The sequence below is a fragment of the Staphylococcus roterodami genome (assembly GCA_022493055.1).
Classification (GTDB): domain Bacteria; phylum Bacillota; class Bacilli; order Staphylococcales; family Staphylococcaceae; genus Staphylococcus; species Staphylococcus singaporensis.
Window position 1 is genome coordinate 840,375 of the sequence record CP092781.1, and the last position, 14,807, is coordinate 855,181.

Annotated in this window: 18 protein-coding genes and 2 pseudogenes; 16 read left to right on the forward strand and 4 right to left on the reverse strand. The window is 28.6% G+C overall.

Translation table 11 applies throughout. The annotated features are described in order from the left end of the window. The 12 genes and pseudogenes from ML436_04055 to ML436_04110 all read left to right on the forward strand — a co-directional run bounded on the left by ML436_04055 (position 1) and on the right by ML436_04110 (position 6,601). Positions 1 to 285 (forward strand): pathogenicity island protein, encoded by a 285-nt coding sequence (locus ML436_04055; GenBank protein ID UMT78915.1) that lies wholly within the window; start codon positions 1 to 3, stop codon positions 283 to 285. Continuing rightward, on the forward strand, positions 282 to 923 hold the full coding sequence (locus ML436_04060) for a pathogenicity island protein (protein ID UMT78916.1): 642 nt from the start codon (positions 282 to 284) through the stop codon (positions 921 to 923). Before ML436_04055 ends, ML436_04060 begins: the two co-directional genes overlap by 4 nt. 517 nt (positions 924 to 1,440) lie before the next feature. After that, positions 1,441 to 1,782: a pathogenicity island protein gene (locus tag ML436_04065; GenBank protein ID UMT78917.1), complete on the forward strand. Its 342-nt coding sequence runs from the start codon at positions 1,441 to 1,443 to the stop codon at positions 1,780 to 1,782. 11 nt (positions 1,783 to 1,793) lie between these two features. After that, positions 1,794 to 2,372 (forward strand): pathogenicity island protein, encoded by a 579-nt coding sequence (locus tag ML436_04070; protein UMT78918.1) that lies wholly within the window; start codon positions 1,794 to 1,796, stop codon positions 2,370 to 2,372. A 17-nt stretch (positions 2,373 to 2,389) separates the two neighbouring features. Then, entirely contained in the window at positions 2,390 to 2,608 is a 219-nt protein-coding gene (locus ML436_04075; GenBank protein UMT78919.1) for a capsid morphogenesis B protein, read from the forward strand. Between the two features lie 50 nt (positions 2,609 to 2,658). Further along, the gene (locus tag ML436_04080; GenBank protein ID UMT78920.1) at positions 2,659 to 3,186 is read left to right on the forward strand and encodes a spore coat protein; all 528 of its coding nucleotides are present in this window, start codon (positions 2,659 to 2,661) and stop codon (positions 3,184 to 3,186) included. Positions 3,187 to 3,188: 2 nt separating this feature from the next. Further along, a complete protein-coding gene (locus ML436_04085; GenBank protein UMT78921.1) occupies positions 3,189 to 3,530 on the forward strand; it encodes a pathogenicity island protein in 342 nt (113 codons plus the stop codon). Beyond that, positions 3,527 to 4,096 carry a terminase small subunit gene (locus tag ML436_04090; GenBank protein ID UMT78922.1) on the forward strand — a complete coding sequence of 190 codons (570 nt, stop codon included), beginning with the start codon at positions 3,527 to 3,529 and terminating at the stop codon, positions 4,094 to 4,096. Before ML436_04085 ends, ML436_04090 begins: the two co-directional genes overlap by 4 nt. 440 nt (positions 4,097 to 4,536) lie before the next feature. Then, a complete protein-coding gene (locus ML436_04095; GenBank protein ID UMT78923.1) occupies positions 4,537 to 5,049 on the forward strand; it encodes a DUF4065 domain-containing protein in 513 nt (170 codons plus the stop codon). Between the two features lie 66 nt (positions 5,050 to 5,115). Beyond that, positions 5,116 to 5,991, forward strand: coding sequence for a hypothetical protein (locus ML436_04100; protein ID UMT78924.1), 876 nt, complete (start codon positions 5,116 to 5,118; stop codon positions 5,989 to 5,991). Positions 5,992 to 6,267: 276 nt separating this feature from the next. Further along, on the forward strand, positions 6,268 to 6,504 hold the full coding sequence (locus tag ML436_04105) for a hypothetical protein (protein UMT78925.1): 237 nt from the start codon (positions 6,268 to 6,270) through the stop codon (positions 6,502 to 6,504). Next, positions 6,482 to 6,601: pseudogene (locus ML436_04110) on the forward strand (hypothetical protein). Before ML436_04105 ends, ML436_04110 begins: the two are co-directional and overlap by 23 nt. 250 nt (positions 6,602 to 6,851) lie before the next feature. Here ML436_04110 and ML436_04115 read toward each other — a convergent pair. Next, positions 6,852 to 7,031 (reverse strand): annotated as a pseudogene (locus ML436_04115) (exotoxin). A 445-nt stretch (positions 7,032 to 7,476) separates the two neighbouring features. On the opposite strand from ML436_04115, the gene add reads away from it, so the two are divergent. Then, positions 7,477 to 8,469, forward strand: a complete 993-nt coding sequence (gene add, locus ML436_04120; GenBank protein UMT78926.1) for an adenosine deaminase — start codon at positions 7,477 to 7,479, stop codon at positions 8,467 to 8,469. Between the two features lie 1,108 nt (positions 8,470 to 9,577). Here add and ML436_04125 read toward each other — a convergent pair. The 3 genes from ML436_04125 to ML436_04135 form a co-directional block, all read right to left on the reverse strand. Beyond that, a complete protein-coding gene (locus ML436_04125) occupies positions 9,578 to 10,186 on the reverse strand; it encodes a stage II sporulation protein M (GenBank protein ID UMT78927.1) in 609 nt (202 codons plus the stop codon). A 215-nt stretch (positions 10,187 to 10,401) separates the two neighbouring features. Next, complete coding sequence (locus ML436_04130; GenBank protein UMT78928.1) at positions 10,402 to 10,725, reverse strand: hypothetical protein; 324 nt, start codon at positions 10,723 to 10,725, stop codon at positions 10,402 to 10,404. Positions 10,726 to 10,740: 15 nt separating this feature from the next. Beyond that, on the reverse strand, positions 10,741 to 11,271 hold the full coding sequence (locus ML436_04135; protein ID UMT78929.1) for a hypothetical protein: 531 nt from the start codon (positions 11,269 to 11,271) through the stop codon (positions 10,741 to 10,743). A 198-nt stretch (positions 11,272 to 11,469) separates the two neighbouring features. Between ML436_04135 and ML436_04140 the strand changes: the two genes are divergently transcribed. From ML436_04140 to ML436_04150, 3 genes are all read left to right on the forward strand, one after another. Next, positions 11,470 to 11,769: a hypothetical protein gene (locus ML436_04140; GenBank protein ID UMT78930.1), complete on the forward strand. Its 300-nt coding sequence runs from the start codon at positions 11,470 to 11,472 to the stop codon at positions 11,767 to 11,769. 465 nt (positions 11,770 to 12,234) lie between these two features. Continuing rightward, entirely contained in the window at positions 12,235 to 12,582 is a 348-nt protein-coding gene (locus ML436_04145; protein UMT78931.1) for a DUF4260 domain-containing protein, read from the forward strand. 954 nt (positions 12,583 to 13,536) lie between these two features. After that, positions 13,537 to 14,217: an ABC transporter ATP-binding protein gene (locus tag ML436_04150; protein ID UMT78932.1), complete on the forward strand. Its 681-nt coding sequence runs from the start codon at positions 13,537 to 13,539 to the stop codon at positions 14,215 to 14,217. The last annotated feature ends 590 nt before the right edge of the window (positions 14,218 to 14,807 follow it).

The window sequence follows — 14,807 nt, forward strand, 5'->3', positions numbered from 1 at the left end:
ATGAATGAAAAAGAGAAAATTTATAATCAACTTCATCATGATGCACCAATTCAAATTATACCAGCACCCGAAAATTTATTTGTCGAATATATAGAAGATGGTGAAGTATGGTATTCACCAGTTGTATGTATGGCTTTAAGTAAAGCGCATAATATTAATTTTTATGATAGTGATGATGGGGGGTGCATCGATAAAGCAGCCACATGTAGCATTAAAAAATTTAATCCTGAGACAGGTGAGTTTGAACAATTCAGCAAAATGGCTCAAAAGGAGATTGCACAATGAATATAGAAACTATCGTAAATGAATTTGAAACACGAGCAGGCACGTTACTAAGGTACTACACAGGATTATTAGAACATAGTAAAGTACAACCATGTTGCTTTAAGTTATACAATGATCCATTTGATATGGTTTATGTGATGATGAACAGCAAGTTATTCGGTCATGTATATATTAAAGATTGTAAAGTAAGGCAATCATTTGAATTAGCGTCACCTAAGCACACTGAGGGGCTTATAAGAAGCATAGAGGGACATTATGTGGGTTATGAATTACATGACGGTAAAAAGCTTTCTATTAGTGATATGATGGCTAGTCATTTGTTTGAAGATGAGTATTTTATGTATGGATTACAAACATATGCAGAATCAAATAATAGTGATGTGTTTGAGTACCTAGAAAATGGATTTGATACAGATACACTTGAGGGCATTCAATCAAGTAATACTGATATGATAGCGAATATTGAAATGTTGTATCAGTTAGCTACGGGAATCAATGAACCAGCACCAGAGTTAGTTGAGGGATTGAAATTAGTAACTGAGTTTGTACAAGATGAGAATGCGATACAAGAGGATTACAAGGCTTTAGAACGTAAATTGAATGATTTAAAAGCGTCTTACTATAGCTTGAGTAAATAATGTTATGAGGGGTCACATGTAGTGTGTGGCTCCTAATAAAATACTACGATTTTATACGAGGTATAGCAGTTTAAAATGGTTGAGGTACAGAACTTTAAAAAAGTATGAAACGTTGATATTAAGCTATTTTATGGCTTTGAAAATAATAAGGTTATATAAAGGTATTAGCTTTTAAAATCGGAAGGTATACAGTCTTTGAGAATTGAAAAAATGGCAAGATTTGTGCAAGGTGTGCGAACTTTGTTAACGCTAATACAAGCTAAAGTGTGTGTTTTTGGTATAGGCCTAAAACTTAATTTTGTTCGCTATTTGTTCGTGCTATTTTTATCGAACTTAAGTTCTGTATTAAGTTAATGTGAAAAGCCTAATGTTAAGTTTATAACATGATTTTATAAGTGTTATATACGATAAGCTAAACAATTGATAAAACGCGCTATAAAGCGAACGTAAGTTTGTTTTAGACCTGTAAAAATGGTATAATTTAGATATGGAATAATTAAAATAAAGGGGTGTAGAAATGCAAAGTATCGCAGAAAAAGAGACGTATCATTTACCCACCGAACACCTGCAAGTTTTCAATGTGATAAAAAATACGTCCAATAAGTATATTACTAAAACTAAAATCTTAAATCAATTGGGATATGAATATAATTCAAGCAATGAACGATGGTTACGAAGAGTAATCAATTCATTAGTATATGATTATGGCTATCCTATCGGATGCAGTTATAAACCTAGTGAACGTGGTTATTACATCATTACGACAGAACAAGAAAAGCAACAAGCGATGAGAAGTATTAAGAAACTAGCTGATGGCAGTATGAAACGCTATGAAGCTTTGAAGCGAATTAAAGTGTAAAGGGGATAAAAATGAAAACTGAATCGTACTTTAAAGAATACAACCAATTTGTAATAGATCAACAAAAGGCTATACAAGAATTGGAACAAGAGTGCAATGCATTGGAAAGTAAAATAAAGTTAGATAAGTCCACATACAAACAGTTAATCATGGATGGACAAGATGATAAAGCAGATAACCTATATCAAGCAACAGATGCTGATGAAAAGAAACTAAAAGCACTTAATAAACGCTTAGAGACAAAGAAAAGTGTGTCGAAAGAAGTTAAATATCAAAAGACAATTGAATTATTAAAACATCAAAGCGAGTTGTCATCATTATATGAATCAGAAAAGCAATCAGCTTTAGGTAAATTAAAAAAAGTAGTCGATGCATATAATGAGATCATTGATGAAATAGAAGATATTAATGATAGATATGAAGATGAACATCAACAATATGCGAGTGTGTATAATCAAGAACAATTATATGATGACAAAGAGGCTAGAAAAGCGTTAAATGGCTACTTTAGAGAAAATATATTTACATCATTTATTAATGGTAATGATTTGCCATACGAACACAATAACAAGTTGTTTTTAAAACGTTAAAAGGAAAGGGTAATAAAATGAAAACAAAATATAAGTTGAATAATACTAAAAAGGTCGCAAATGCATTTGGCTTAAATGAAGAAGATACAAATCTATTAATAAATGCAGTTGATTTGGATATTAAAAATAATATGCAGAATATTTCAAGTGAGTTACAACAAACAGAGCGGTCTAAGCAAAAACAATATAATGAAGAGCTACAAAATTTAGCTAAGCAAAACCGAATTATTAAATAGCAATGATTGCCTATCCAATTCGGGTAGGCTCTGTTTATAGGGGTGAATAAATGAAACTGCTTAAAACGAAGAATTGTTTATATTATCGTAATGGTGACAATAAATTATCTGATTATCAACTATTAACGCAATTTAACCCAGCATTTATTAATAAGAAAATTAAGATGTGTGAATTCCAAATTGAAAGTATGTACCATATGAGTGCATCGACAACAACATGTGATGAAATAATGGGGGTCGTGTCTGTCTCATATCCAATTGAAAAACTAGTTATCAAAATTATTGAAACAAAGGCAAGATTACAAAACTATAAAAATCGATCTATAAGTAATATGGTGTTGTTGAAAACGGTACTAAATCATTATACAGAAAGAGAGCAGAAGCAAGTTGTAAAATATATGCGTTCAAATGGACGATATAAGCCCTACAACGTCATTGAACGCTTACAGGGTGATTTGTATCAAGCAAGTATTAAACAACGTTCAGAACGTCAAAAACAAAGAAATATAGCAATTGAAAATAGCAAGATTGCACGAGTAAATGCTTATCACCAATCTTCACATGTAAAAGTGGTGTAACAATGGATAAACAGCAAATAAAAGGCTTCGTTTGTGATTATCATGAGCGAACTAGAAGTGATGTATTAATAGATGATGATATAAATACTGATGAATTCTTTTCAATAGGTGATGAAAATTCTAATGAATGGATGACAGACGATAACATTGATGATCATATTGTAAAGAATCACTTAGAAATGATTATTGACCGAGTGGCTAATGATAAGGAGTTTTATATTTTCGATTCTTTAATACAAGGACGTAGTTATAAAGATATTAGTAATGTCTTAGAGTGTTCAGAACAATCTGTAAGATTTTGGTATGACACCTTATTAGACAAAATTGTGGAGGTGATAGAATGAGTGAGTTAACGGCAAAACAAGCGCGTTTTGTGAATGAGTATATTAGAACATTAAATGTAACACAAAGTGCTATAAAAGCAGGTTATAGCGCAAATAGTGCACATGTGACAGGGTGTAGGTTATTGAAGAAGCCACACATCAAGCAATATATACAAGAACAAAAAGATAAGATTATAGATGAGAATGTATTAACTGCAAAAGAGTTACTACATGTGCTTACGAATGCGGCAGTCGGTGATGAAACAGAAACGAAAGAAGTAGTAGTAAAGCGTGGAGAATATAAAGAAAACCCACAAAGTGGCAAAGTACAGTTAGTCTATAATGAACATGTTGAACTGATAGAGGTACCAATTAAGCCAAGTGATCGTTTAAAAGCTCTTGATATGTTGGGGAAATACCATAAGTTATTTACAGATAAGCATGATATTAACGGCAATGTGCCTATATTCATTAATATTGGTGAATGGGATGGCGATGATGAGGAATTAGACAAAGCTGTACAAGATGTATCTAACGCTAATCCTAATCATACTGTGATTGTGGATGATATTCCTTTAGAGGATTAATGTGAAACCATTACCTTCAAATATGTGGTGGTTTATTTTATCTAAATTTTTCCGCCAAAGATTTAATTGGAGATATTCAAGAAAAAGCTAGAGAAAAACAATTATCAAATTTGAAGCAAAGTAAAATGTTTAGTTCAGCTGAACCAATACGAAAAGAGGAATTACCATATTAATAAAGATAGCAAGGTAGTATTTAATAATCATCATGAGTCAACAATTTCAGATTAAGTTGACAAATTTGAATAAATGTATAGTAAAAAGCATAAAAATGACTTATTATAATAATAAGAGTTATTAAACGCAACACATCTTAGCGAGTACACAGAAATTCACATGCTGTTTTTTGTGTATGAAATAAGGAAAGTACATACACAGTGACAGTGAATAGTCGCTGTTATTTTTATGTTTATTACGATGTGTTGATTATGGAGTGATAAGATATGAAAAATGATATTACTGCTATTTCAATTGCTAATTATCTTATTGAAAAGCATGAAGTGAATAATCTATATTTACAAAAATTACTATATTATTTGCAAAATAATTATATGTATAAAAATGATGGAAGCCTTCTTTTTGAAGAGAAAATACAAAAATGGAAATTAGGGCCAGTGATTCCAGATGTTTATCATGCTTTTAAAGAAAATGGCACAAGTAATATTATAGAGCCATACCAACAGTATGATATTAAAATAGATAATGGAAGTTTAACCATTGAAGAAAAAAATGATGAATTGCCAGAAGGTATAAAAAAATTTATTAATTCTACTATGGTTGATTTAATTGAATATGATAAATTTGAATTAGTTAATCTAACTCATAAACACCCAGAATGGGCTAAATATGAAAAAGAAATTTTAAATGGTAGTAAAAATCTAGAATATGATTATAAATCATTGTATGAATATTTTAAAAAGAATCCTGAGAAATTGTTGGTAAGTATTGATGAATGATGAAGAAGTTAGAAAATTAGTTATAGAATACGATGAAGGAAATGCTGAAAAAAAGAAGAAATAGAATTGTTTATAGTAAGTAGATTGATAGATCAAGTTTCATTTTCCAGTGAAGAAGCTATTTTTTTAACTTTAATATGGAAAAATGAGATAAACAAAGAGCAAAAAAAATATGATATTATTACCAAAAGTGTTTATAGTATAGGAGAAAAACAAATTGACTCTGAATTAATTGATGCAAATTTGGAAAAACTCGAAAAAGCAATAAATAAGGGTGGATTTTTAAGTCAAGAAAGCGCTAAAAAATATTGCAATAAATTAGTTAAACATATTGATTTAGCAAAAATCCAAAAAGACTATATACAAGAGAATTTAATTCAATTAGAGAATAATATTTCAATTGCGAATGAAAGAGTTAAAGAGATTAGTGATATAAAAAACAGTATATATACCGAATTTGTAGCAATTCTTGGTATATTCGCTTCTATTATATTTGGGGTGTTTGGTGGCTTTCAAGAAATACAATTGATTGGAAAAAACTTAAATACTACGCCCATACCTAAACTTCTAATATTTTCATCATTAGTTATGTTAGGTATTACTTTAATTATCTTTTTATGTTTTAATGCTATTAGTAAACTTACAAGTTTATCATTGAAAAGTTGTAATTGTGATGAAGACGAATGTAAATGCAGTTTTAGAGAAAAACACCCAACTGTATTTTATTCTTCTTGTGTATATCTATATGTTTTATGTGTAGGATTTGCACTTAGATTATATAAACATACAGATTTTACAATTATAGATATGTTTAATAAATGGGATAAAGATTTATTACCATTAATTCTTATATTATTACCTATTTTACTTATAATTGTTATTGCTATATATAAATATCTATATAAAAAAATCAATGCAAACCAAACAAACAAAACTAGTTAGGTATTTTATTCATACGTCACTTACGAGTGGCGTTTTTTTATTTTAAGACGCTGAGAAACGCCCTGTGTTGCAGTGGGGAATGGGAACCACGTACAAATACAAATATACTTTAACTGTAAATGTGGCGCCTTGAAATATGGCTTTAAACATCGCTGGTCAATCGATTTTTGAGATTGGTCGAAGATTGAAACATGTTAAAGAGAATAATTTGGTGCATGGAGAATTTAGGCTATGGCTTGAAAAATTGGATTAAGCAAATCATCAGCTAATAGATTTATGAAAATAGCTGAAAATTCAGAATTAAATGCCCCACCAGCGGGATATACGGGCGCAAGTATTTTATACGAAATCGCAACCCTCCCTGAACCGGAACGCACAAAAGAACACATAACTTCAAATGGTGAAACTAAAACGCCAGATGAAAAGACTATAAATTTAACGCAGAACTCAATTTTGAGCTTTGTAAAATTGCATGAATTAGTTATAGTTAGGCTATTTACGGGTATTATATAAACGGGAGGGGCAACGTTATTACTTGCCTATTAGAACATGGAATGGTTCTGCCCCGCCTAATCAGATATTAGGTGACTTATGGGGAGAAATCAGTTAAACTAATATGGTCATGTCTTTTTAAGCAGGTGAGTTACAACACCTGCTTTTTTATTTACATTTAAATATAAGATGTGATATGCTTTTAACAGAATTTTATTTAACATTTCTCTCTCAAGTTGAAATCGTGAGTAGTAGGCAGGTACTTCGGTACTTGCTTTTTTAGTATGCATATATAAAGATTAAACCGCACTTTCTATTAATATAGAAGTGCGATTATTTACAGTGAACTAAAACTATAATAATTGGAATCATCTATTTGAAATTTCGACATCTAGATGAAATTGTGTTGAATCAACAGTTTTATTATCTTTGTAAATTTTTAAGAAGCTTTCTGGAAGGCCGTATCTTGTGTAAAATAAATCATACGAGAAGTTAGAACCATTATTCATATGGAATACTATACTATCCTTATCAAAACCGCTATAAAATAAGGGCAAAAAAAGGGTCACTTAATGACGCAAAGGGCGAGGTTATGAAAAAATCTCAAATGTTAAAATGGCTATAACCCTTGATATAATAACCTTTTGGCCGTTTTAGGGCATTCATAAAACAAGCATGTATAAAAGAGGAAAACTAATCAACAAAGTACACCAATTCATGAGAACAAAGAATTAGCAGAACTTGCTGGAGTTATTAAACAACAGTGATTGGCAGCCCCCAAATTTGGGTCTTGTTAATTCGAATGATATTATAAGACAATCATATCCATAATTTAATGCGTTAAATTGACGTAAGGAAGATAAGTGTTTTTATGCGGTTATAAATCGAGCAGAAAATACATTTTTTTCAAAATGAAGTGTGAAAAAGGGTTTTTACTTGTATTGTCTATGTTATATAATATATTAAATTTAAATGTTAATTGGAGTGGTGAATGTGACTGATAAAAGTAAAATAGCATCAATCCCTAAAATTGAGTTACATTGTCATTTAGATGGGTCTGTTAGCTATGGATTTTTGAAAAAACAAAGTTATGATCAAAACATTGATATAGATTTTAATAAAGTAATGGTTAGTCGATATTGTGAAAATTTGGATCAATATTTGGAATCATTTGATGAAATATTAAAAGTTATGCAAACAGAAAATAGTTTGGTCGACAGTGTTATAGATGTAGTCCAACAAGCAAATAACGATGGTATAAAATATATGGAAATTAGATTTGCGCCTAAATTGCATACTCAAAAAGGGTTGTCTATTTTAGAAGTATTACTTTCAGTATGTAAAGGGGTAAAGATAGCAGAAAGTAAATATGATGTAATTACTAGATTAATTATTTGCGGGATGAAACATCACAGTAACATACAGAATATAGAAATATTTAAAAATATTATGGAAAATAAGGAGTTAAAAAAATTAATTGTAGGAGTAGATTTGGCTGGAAGTGAAGAAGATAATTCAATAGAAAAACACAAAGTAGCAATAGAGTTTGCGCGAAATAATAACCTTAATATCACTTTGCATGCTGGAGAATGTGGATGTGCAAAAAATGTGTATGATTCTGTAAAATTAGGTGCAAAAAGAATTGGACATGGGGTTGCTTTATTTAAAAATAAAGATGACATTAAGGATTTCGCTAAAAGTAATGTTTTACTAGAAATATGCCCTAAAAGTAATCTACAAACTAAAGCAATTAAAAGCTTAAATGAATTAGATTTACCATTACTGAGAAAATACCAGATTCCATATTTAATTAATACTGATAATAGAACTGTAACAGGCACCACGCTTATTAAGGAATATGAAATGTTATTAGAAAACAATTTAATATCTATTGAAGAAATAAAAAGAGTTAACAAAGAGGCTATATCATTTTCGTTTATAAGTGAAACAGAAATTGAAATGTTAAAAACAAAAATGCAGATATAAAAATATTATAGCAATGTTCTCACACATTGCAGGCAGTGAAAACGTAATTGAATACGTTAATTATGAAGTGACCTTGAGTGCACAAATTTCTTTTGTTTTTTCAATTTTAACATTATACACACAACTGATTAGACAATGTAAACGTTGATATGACAATACTTATAGAGATTTTAACATTAATAGATAAACGCTTTAATGAACTCCCGCCGTCTCCATTTAGATAGCCTGCAGCCTTTGTGGTTGTGGGCTTTTTTATTATGTGTTTTTCAGGGGATAAAGCATTGCAGAAATTGTTGTGAGTATTGATATAGCAGTGTTTGTATAGCTGTTTATTTTATGGAGGAAAAAGTAATAAGTGATTATGAATTAATTTTTGAGATATAAGGGGAAAGGGATGTGTGTCAAATAAGTGTCAAAAAAGTTGGATTCTGAGTTTTACATTCAACATTGTTCATGAAGAAACTTCTTTATACGCAAAAAATTCTCCATGTTATATATGTCAATATAAAAATGTACATAAATGATTGTATAGGAATGTACAAAATTGATTGTTAAGTAATTTCCTTCTTAGGTGAAAGATTTTTTAATCTATACGACTTATCTGTGATTTTAGCTACGCTTGAATGAATTGTCTACACATAATTGGATAAATGGCTACTGAAAAAGAAGTTTTCATTTTTGATACGTCACTAAGTGGGTGTAGTTATAAAGAGATAAGCCAAGATTTGAGATGTTAATTAGATAAAATTATAGAAAATATAGAGTAATTTGAAGGAGAAATTAACGCCTAAACAAGAGCGTTTTACTAATGAGTATCTAAATTAATGTTACTCATAGCGCTATAAATCCCGGTTATAGCTGGAATAATACACACATGTGTCAGATAGTCTATTGTAATCTGAAAAAAAGCGAACGAATATATCAAAGCAAGAAACATGAGATAATGGACGATGCTATTTTAACTGCTAAAGAAACTTACACCTATTTACACAATCAGCAATAGTTAACAAGACGGAAATAAAAGAAGTAGTAGTTAAGAAAAGCATGAAATGCTCCCTTTAAAGTAGACATTGAAGGGAGCATTTCAAATCGTAGTGGGCTTGTTATTTTATGTTAGTAGATCAAATATAAATTTAGATAAATAATTCTCGAGAAAAGTTGCTATTACAAATAGAGGTAAAGCAATAAATACATATATTTTCAATAAGTTGAGTATAGCTAATTTTAAAGATAAATTATCTTTTTTATTTTTTCTAAATAAGTTGATGCTTTTTCTAGTTATTGCTTGGTTAACTTTAAAGAGTCCGCTAGCAACAAAGCAAAAAGCTAATATTTCTATGAAAAAGTGAGGTATTGAAGATAAAGTCATCATACTCCCTTTATAAACATCAAAATTAATTACAAAACCTAAAGCTATAGCAGGAAGAATCGCTGTAACTATAACATTTAAATAATATAAAAAAGGGATTGGAATAAATGCTAATATTAGCATTTGAACAGGAACTTTAATTCCATTATTTAGTATATATTCCCAAACTTTTTCTAAACCTACTGCATTGTCTACATTACTGGGTATCCCTTTTGATAGATTTTTTATGGTTTCAGTAGAAGGGCTAAATATAATGGCTAAAATAAAGGTAACTAAGAAAATTATTAATATTGTAACTAAAAATTTTATTGTTCTTTTAATATATGTCTCATCATGAATTTTAAACATAACTACCTCCATTCAATAGATATTGTTTAACTACTTAAACGATATCACACTTATATAAATAATAAAATATTAGTATATGTTTCTTAGCTATTCACATACCACGGATTAAATCCAAGAGTCTGAACAGGCTACTCCTCTTAATAATTACAAAAAAATAGCTATGAAAAAATCTATCGTCATAGATTCCTTCATAGCTAAACTTAGTATGTTTATTTTTATTTTAGGATGCTATTTATCAACACAACATATAACTCACTATTTTTATAACCTTCTAATATATCATTAACTTGTCTAATAGGTATTTCTGGTACTTCTCTAATGTTTTCCAATTTTGTTTTAAATTGTTTTTTTGTTATTTGCTCTTTATTTGTAGCCAATTGGAACAAGTAAGAATCTAGCATATTAATTTCTTTATATGAATACATATATCTTAATAACACTAAATCTCTAGTTTTTAAGTTAGGCGCTAGTTCTTCTTGTAATTGTTCTATTGATTGTTTCATTAATAACAATCTCATTTCTAATTCTTCATTATTCATTTTATCACACTCTTTTTATATTAATGCTTGACCAACTTGGGAAACCCAAAACCCTATGCTTCTTGCAGTAGAATCTTTAATACCAGTTCCCATCAATGCTTGTGAAACTTGTCCTTGTACATTTCCCCATGTAGCCTCTTCTTGTTTTAATACATTATTCAATGCGGGATTTACATATTTATCCCATCTTTTTTCCAATGATTTTCCGGCACGAGGACTGATTTCTTTTACACCATTAAACACAGCTTTTTTATTTTTAATCATAGCTTTTATGCCTTTTTTAACAGCGTATGATCCACCAACTCTTTCAGATGTGCCTTCTTTTAAATTAGATGGTAAGTTATCTATAGTTTTTTTGCTAGTTCTTTCTGGATTTTTAAATAATTCATCTAATGCTTTATCATCTGCATTTGATTTTTCAGTAACTTGCTTATTATTTGTATTTTCGTTATTTTGGGTAATATTTTGCGCGCTTGCTAAAGGTGTCGAAGTTGAAAGGAGTAGAGCACTCATTATCAATATTCCAAATGTTTTATTCAATTTCAATATTAAAACTCCTTTGCTCTATATTTACTCCCAATCACAAAATTACATTCCCATAGTCAACATAACATACTAAACAATAAATTCAAGTTTTTGTAATCTGATATTATTATTGGCAAAGGTGGACACACGATTGATTGTTCTGTTAAAACCCTTTACAGAATGTTTAAAGAGAATTTTTTTGCTGTACATGATTTATCTATGAAACGTAAGTTTAAGTCAAATGGTCATTTTGAAAAAAGAGGAAGACAGACTTTTAAAGGATATATTTCTGAAAGGATAGAAGAATTTCCTTTGTTCAATATGGAGTTTGGGCATCTTGAAGGTGATATTATTGTTGGTCGTTATCATGGTAGTGCAATCATTACTCTGGTAGAGAGAGTATCCAAGATGATAATCACCTTACGCTCCTTAGGTCGTAAAGAAACTGATAAAGAAAACGCTCTGCACTTAATGTATGCAGCTTTACTTTCTCATATATTTAAATCAATTACTTTTTGATTGTAGTAAGGAGTTCTCAAACTGGAAAACAATATGCAACTGTCACGATATATCTATATTTTTTGCTGATCCATGCACGCCATCACAGCGAGGTTTAAATGAACATTCTAACGGAATACTTAGACGCAGTGGATTAGATAAAGAACTAAATTTCAATTTAGTAACAGACAATCATATCATCAGGGTTGCTCAAAAAATCAATCATCATCCTAAAAAATCTTTAGGTTATAGAACACCATTGGAAGTTCCCATAAAGACAAGCAATCGACTAAAACATGCAATTTACTCGGTAGGTGGAACAGTATATTAACAGATAAATTATAAATGTATGTGGTGACACCAATAATCATTGTTAGAGAAATGGTTTTAAGGAATAGTGAAAATACACCAAAATTTACACATTATAGTATAAATACTCGAATAATGATATAGTTTAAATGAAAAATGCAAATAAAGGGGGATTACATGAGTAATCTAATAAAATTAGAAAATGCATGTGTCTTCATTACAGTTATCAGTGTTTATTTTATCTTTGATTTTTCACTATGGATACTTTTAATTTTTTTATTAGTTCCAGATATTTCTATGATTGGGTATGCTGTTAATAAAGATATTGGAAGTAAGATATATAATTTGGGTCATACTTACGTTCTACCAATCATAATTACTTTGTTATATTTACTTACAAATGAAGAAACGATATTACAAATATCTTTAATATGGTTGGCTCATATTAGTATGGATAGAACAATAGGATATGGACTTAAATATGCCCTAGACTTTAATAAAACTACTATTCAAAAAGTTGAATAATTAACTATTATAAGCGCTACTCCTATGTGGTTTAGCGTTTTTTTATAGATAAAATAATTTTATATGCATATTATAATTAATTTCAACTAGGTTTAGCCTGTTGTAGGTGCTAAAACGAACTATAAAATCGAATTTTCAGACAATTGAAATGTAGTTTTTGTTAGAAATAAAGGTGAATATGATAGTAATAATAATTTTGAAATGATGTGAAGATTAAAAGAGAGGATTAGAGAAAATGGTTATAGGAGATATGTTAAGACCAATAAAATATTAGGCGTAGCATTAGATAATCCTCAAATTGTCGAAGAAGAATCATGTAGATATGATTTAGTTTTAAAAATAGACGAGGATATAAATTAAAATGAAACTATAAATTTAAGAAACTTTACTGGAAGAAAATATGCAGATTTTGCAATTCCTCACACAACAAAAGATGTAAAAGACTTCTACTCAAATCTATCAAACGTAATAGATAGAATTCAGTTGAAAGTGAAAAATGAACCTGTATTAGAGCGTTATAAGGAAAAAGTAAGTATTTTGAAATATTAATCCCAGATTTATAATAGCGAGAAATACCTAGTGTTGCTGTGTAGAGTATGTTTGTGTAACATGTGTGAATTAATGAAAAAATATCGAAAAAATTTAAAAATATATGATGGATTTTAAAAAAAGTGGACTTTGAAAATAAGATATTCATATTACATTAAGATTTATTGTTTTAACTACAATCACAGTTTTTTAAAAAATTAGTATATTGTTTAATTCGAAAAATAAAAAAGTATGTATTTCTTTAATTTTTTTAAATAAAGTGTAACAATATAATTAACAGTATTATTTTCGATAGATTGTAATTAAAAAATTCTAAATAAGAGTGAGAAAATAAAAAGTGATTAAAATTTAGTTGCATTAGTATGTTGTAATTCGCAAATGATTTTTATATGAGGAGTAGTGTAAATGATAAAACTTAAAAACATTTCTTTCAGGTTTGGTAAGAATTATATTCTAGAGAATATTAATTTAAATATTAATCAAGAAAATCAAATCATTGGTTTGTTAGGGCCTAATGGAGCTGGCAAAACTACATTTTTTAATATTTTAACAGATTATTATCAAAAATATGAAGGTGAAATAAATAATGACGAATTTACATATTTTTTATTACCAGACAAAGAGTATATACCTGAGAATTTAACAATAAATACATGTTTGAAAGATTTTAAAAATCTTTATGCTGAATTTAACGTGGATAGAGCTATAAAAATGTTAAATGAACTAAATTTAGATTTTAATCAAAAAATTTCTGATTTTTCTAAGGGGATGAAAGAACAACTTCATTTAATTTTTTCTTTAGCACAAGACGTAGATTTATATGTTTTTGATGAACCATTAGCAACAGTTGATCCTATTACAAGGGATATATTAATTGAATTAATTAAAAATGGTCGTAAAAACAATAGTATAGCAATTATTAGTACCCATCTTGTACAAGATATGGATGACTTATTTAATGAGATTATTATTATGAATAATGGGGAAATTTTAATTCATGAAAAAACAGAATCATTAACAAGTAGATATCAAAAGTCTATAAATAATATTTACAAGGAGAGTGTAAAAAATGGTTACTTTAATTAAACATATAGAAAACAGAATTATTTTACCTTATTTGCTTGTATTTTTGTTAGAAATTATATTTAAAATTTTATTCGTTTTTTGGGATAATAACAAATTAGATATGATTCATGGCGTTTGGATAATGATTTCTACTTCACTATTAATAGTATACTCACTGTATGATATGTATAATTTGATTTACTCTAGAAAATATTATTTCTACTACACGCTAAAATTTAATATTAATACTATTTTGATTATCCATTCTTTATTGTATATAGTAAATAATTTTATATTCTATTTATTATATGTTAATTACGATAACCTAAATATATTAGCAAAGCTAATTTCGTTGATGAGTTTTTATACTTTGAATATTGTATTATTATTGATTTTCCGAAATATAAATAATTATAAATTAGGCTCATTAGCATATTTGTCATCCTTAGTTTTAGTTATTTTTACATATTCAATATTATTTATTTCGATAAATTTAAACAACGGTTCAATTAAGCAATTTATGATTGGTGCTGTAAATAATGCTGAAGTATTTCAAATATATACAACGTTGTTACCAATTACCATAATAAGTGGAAATGAAAATTCTTTAA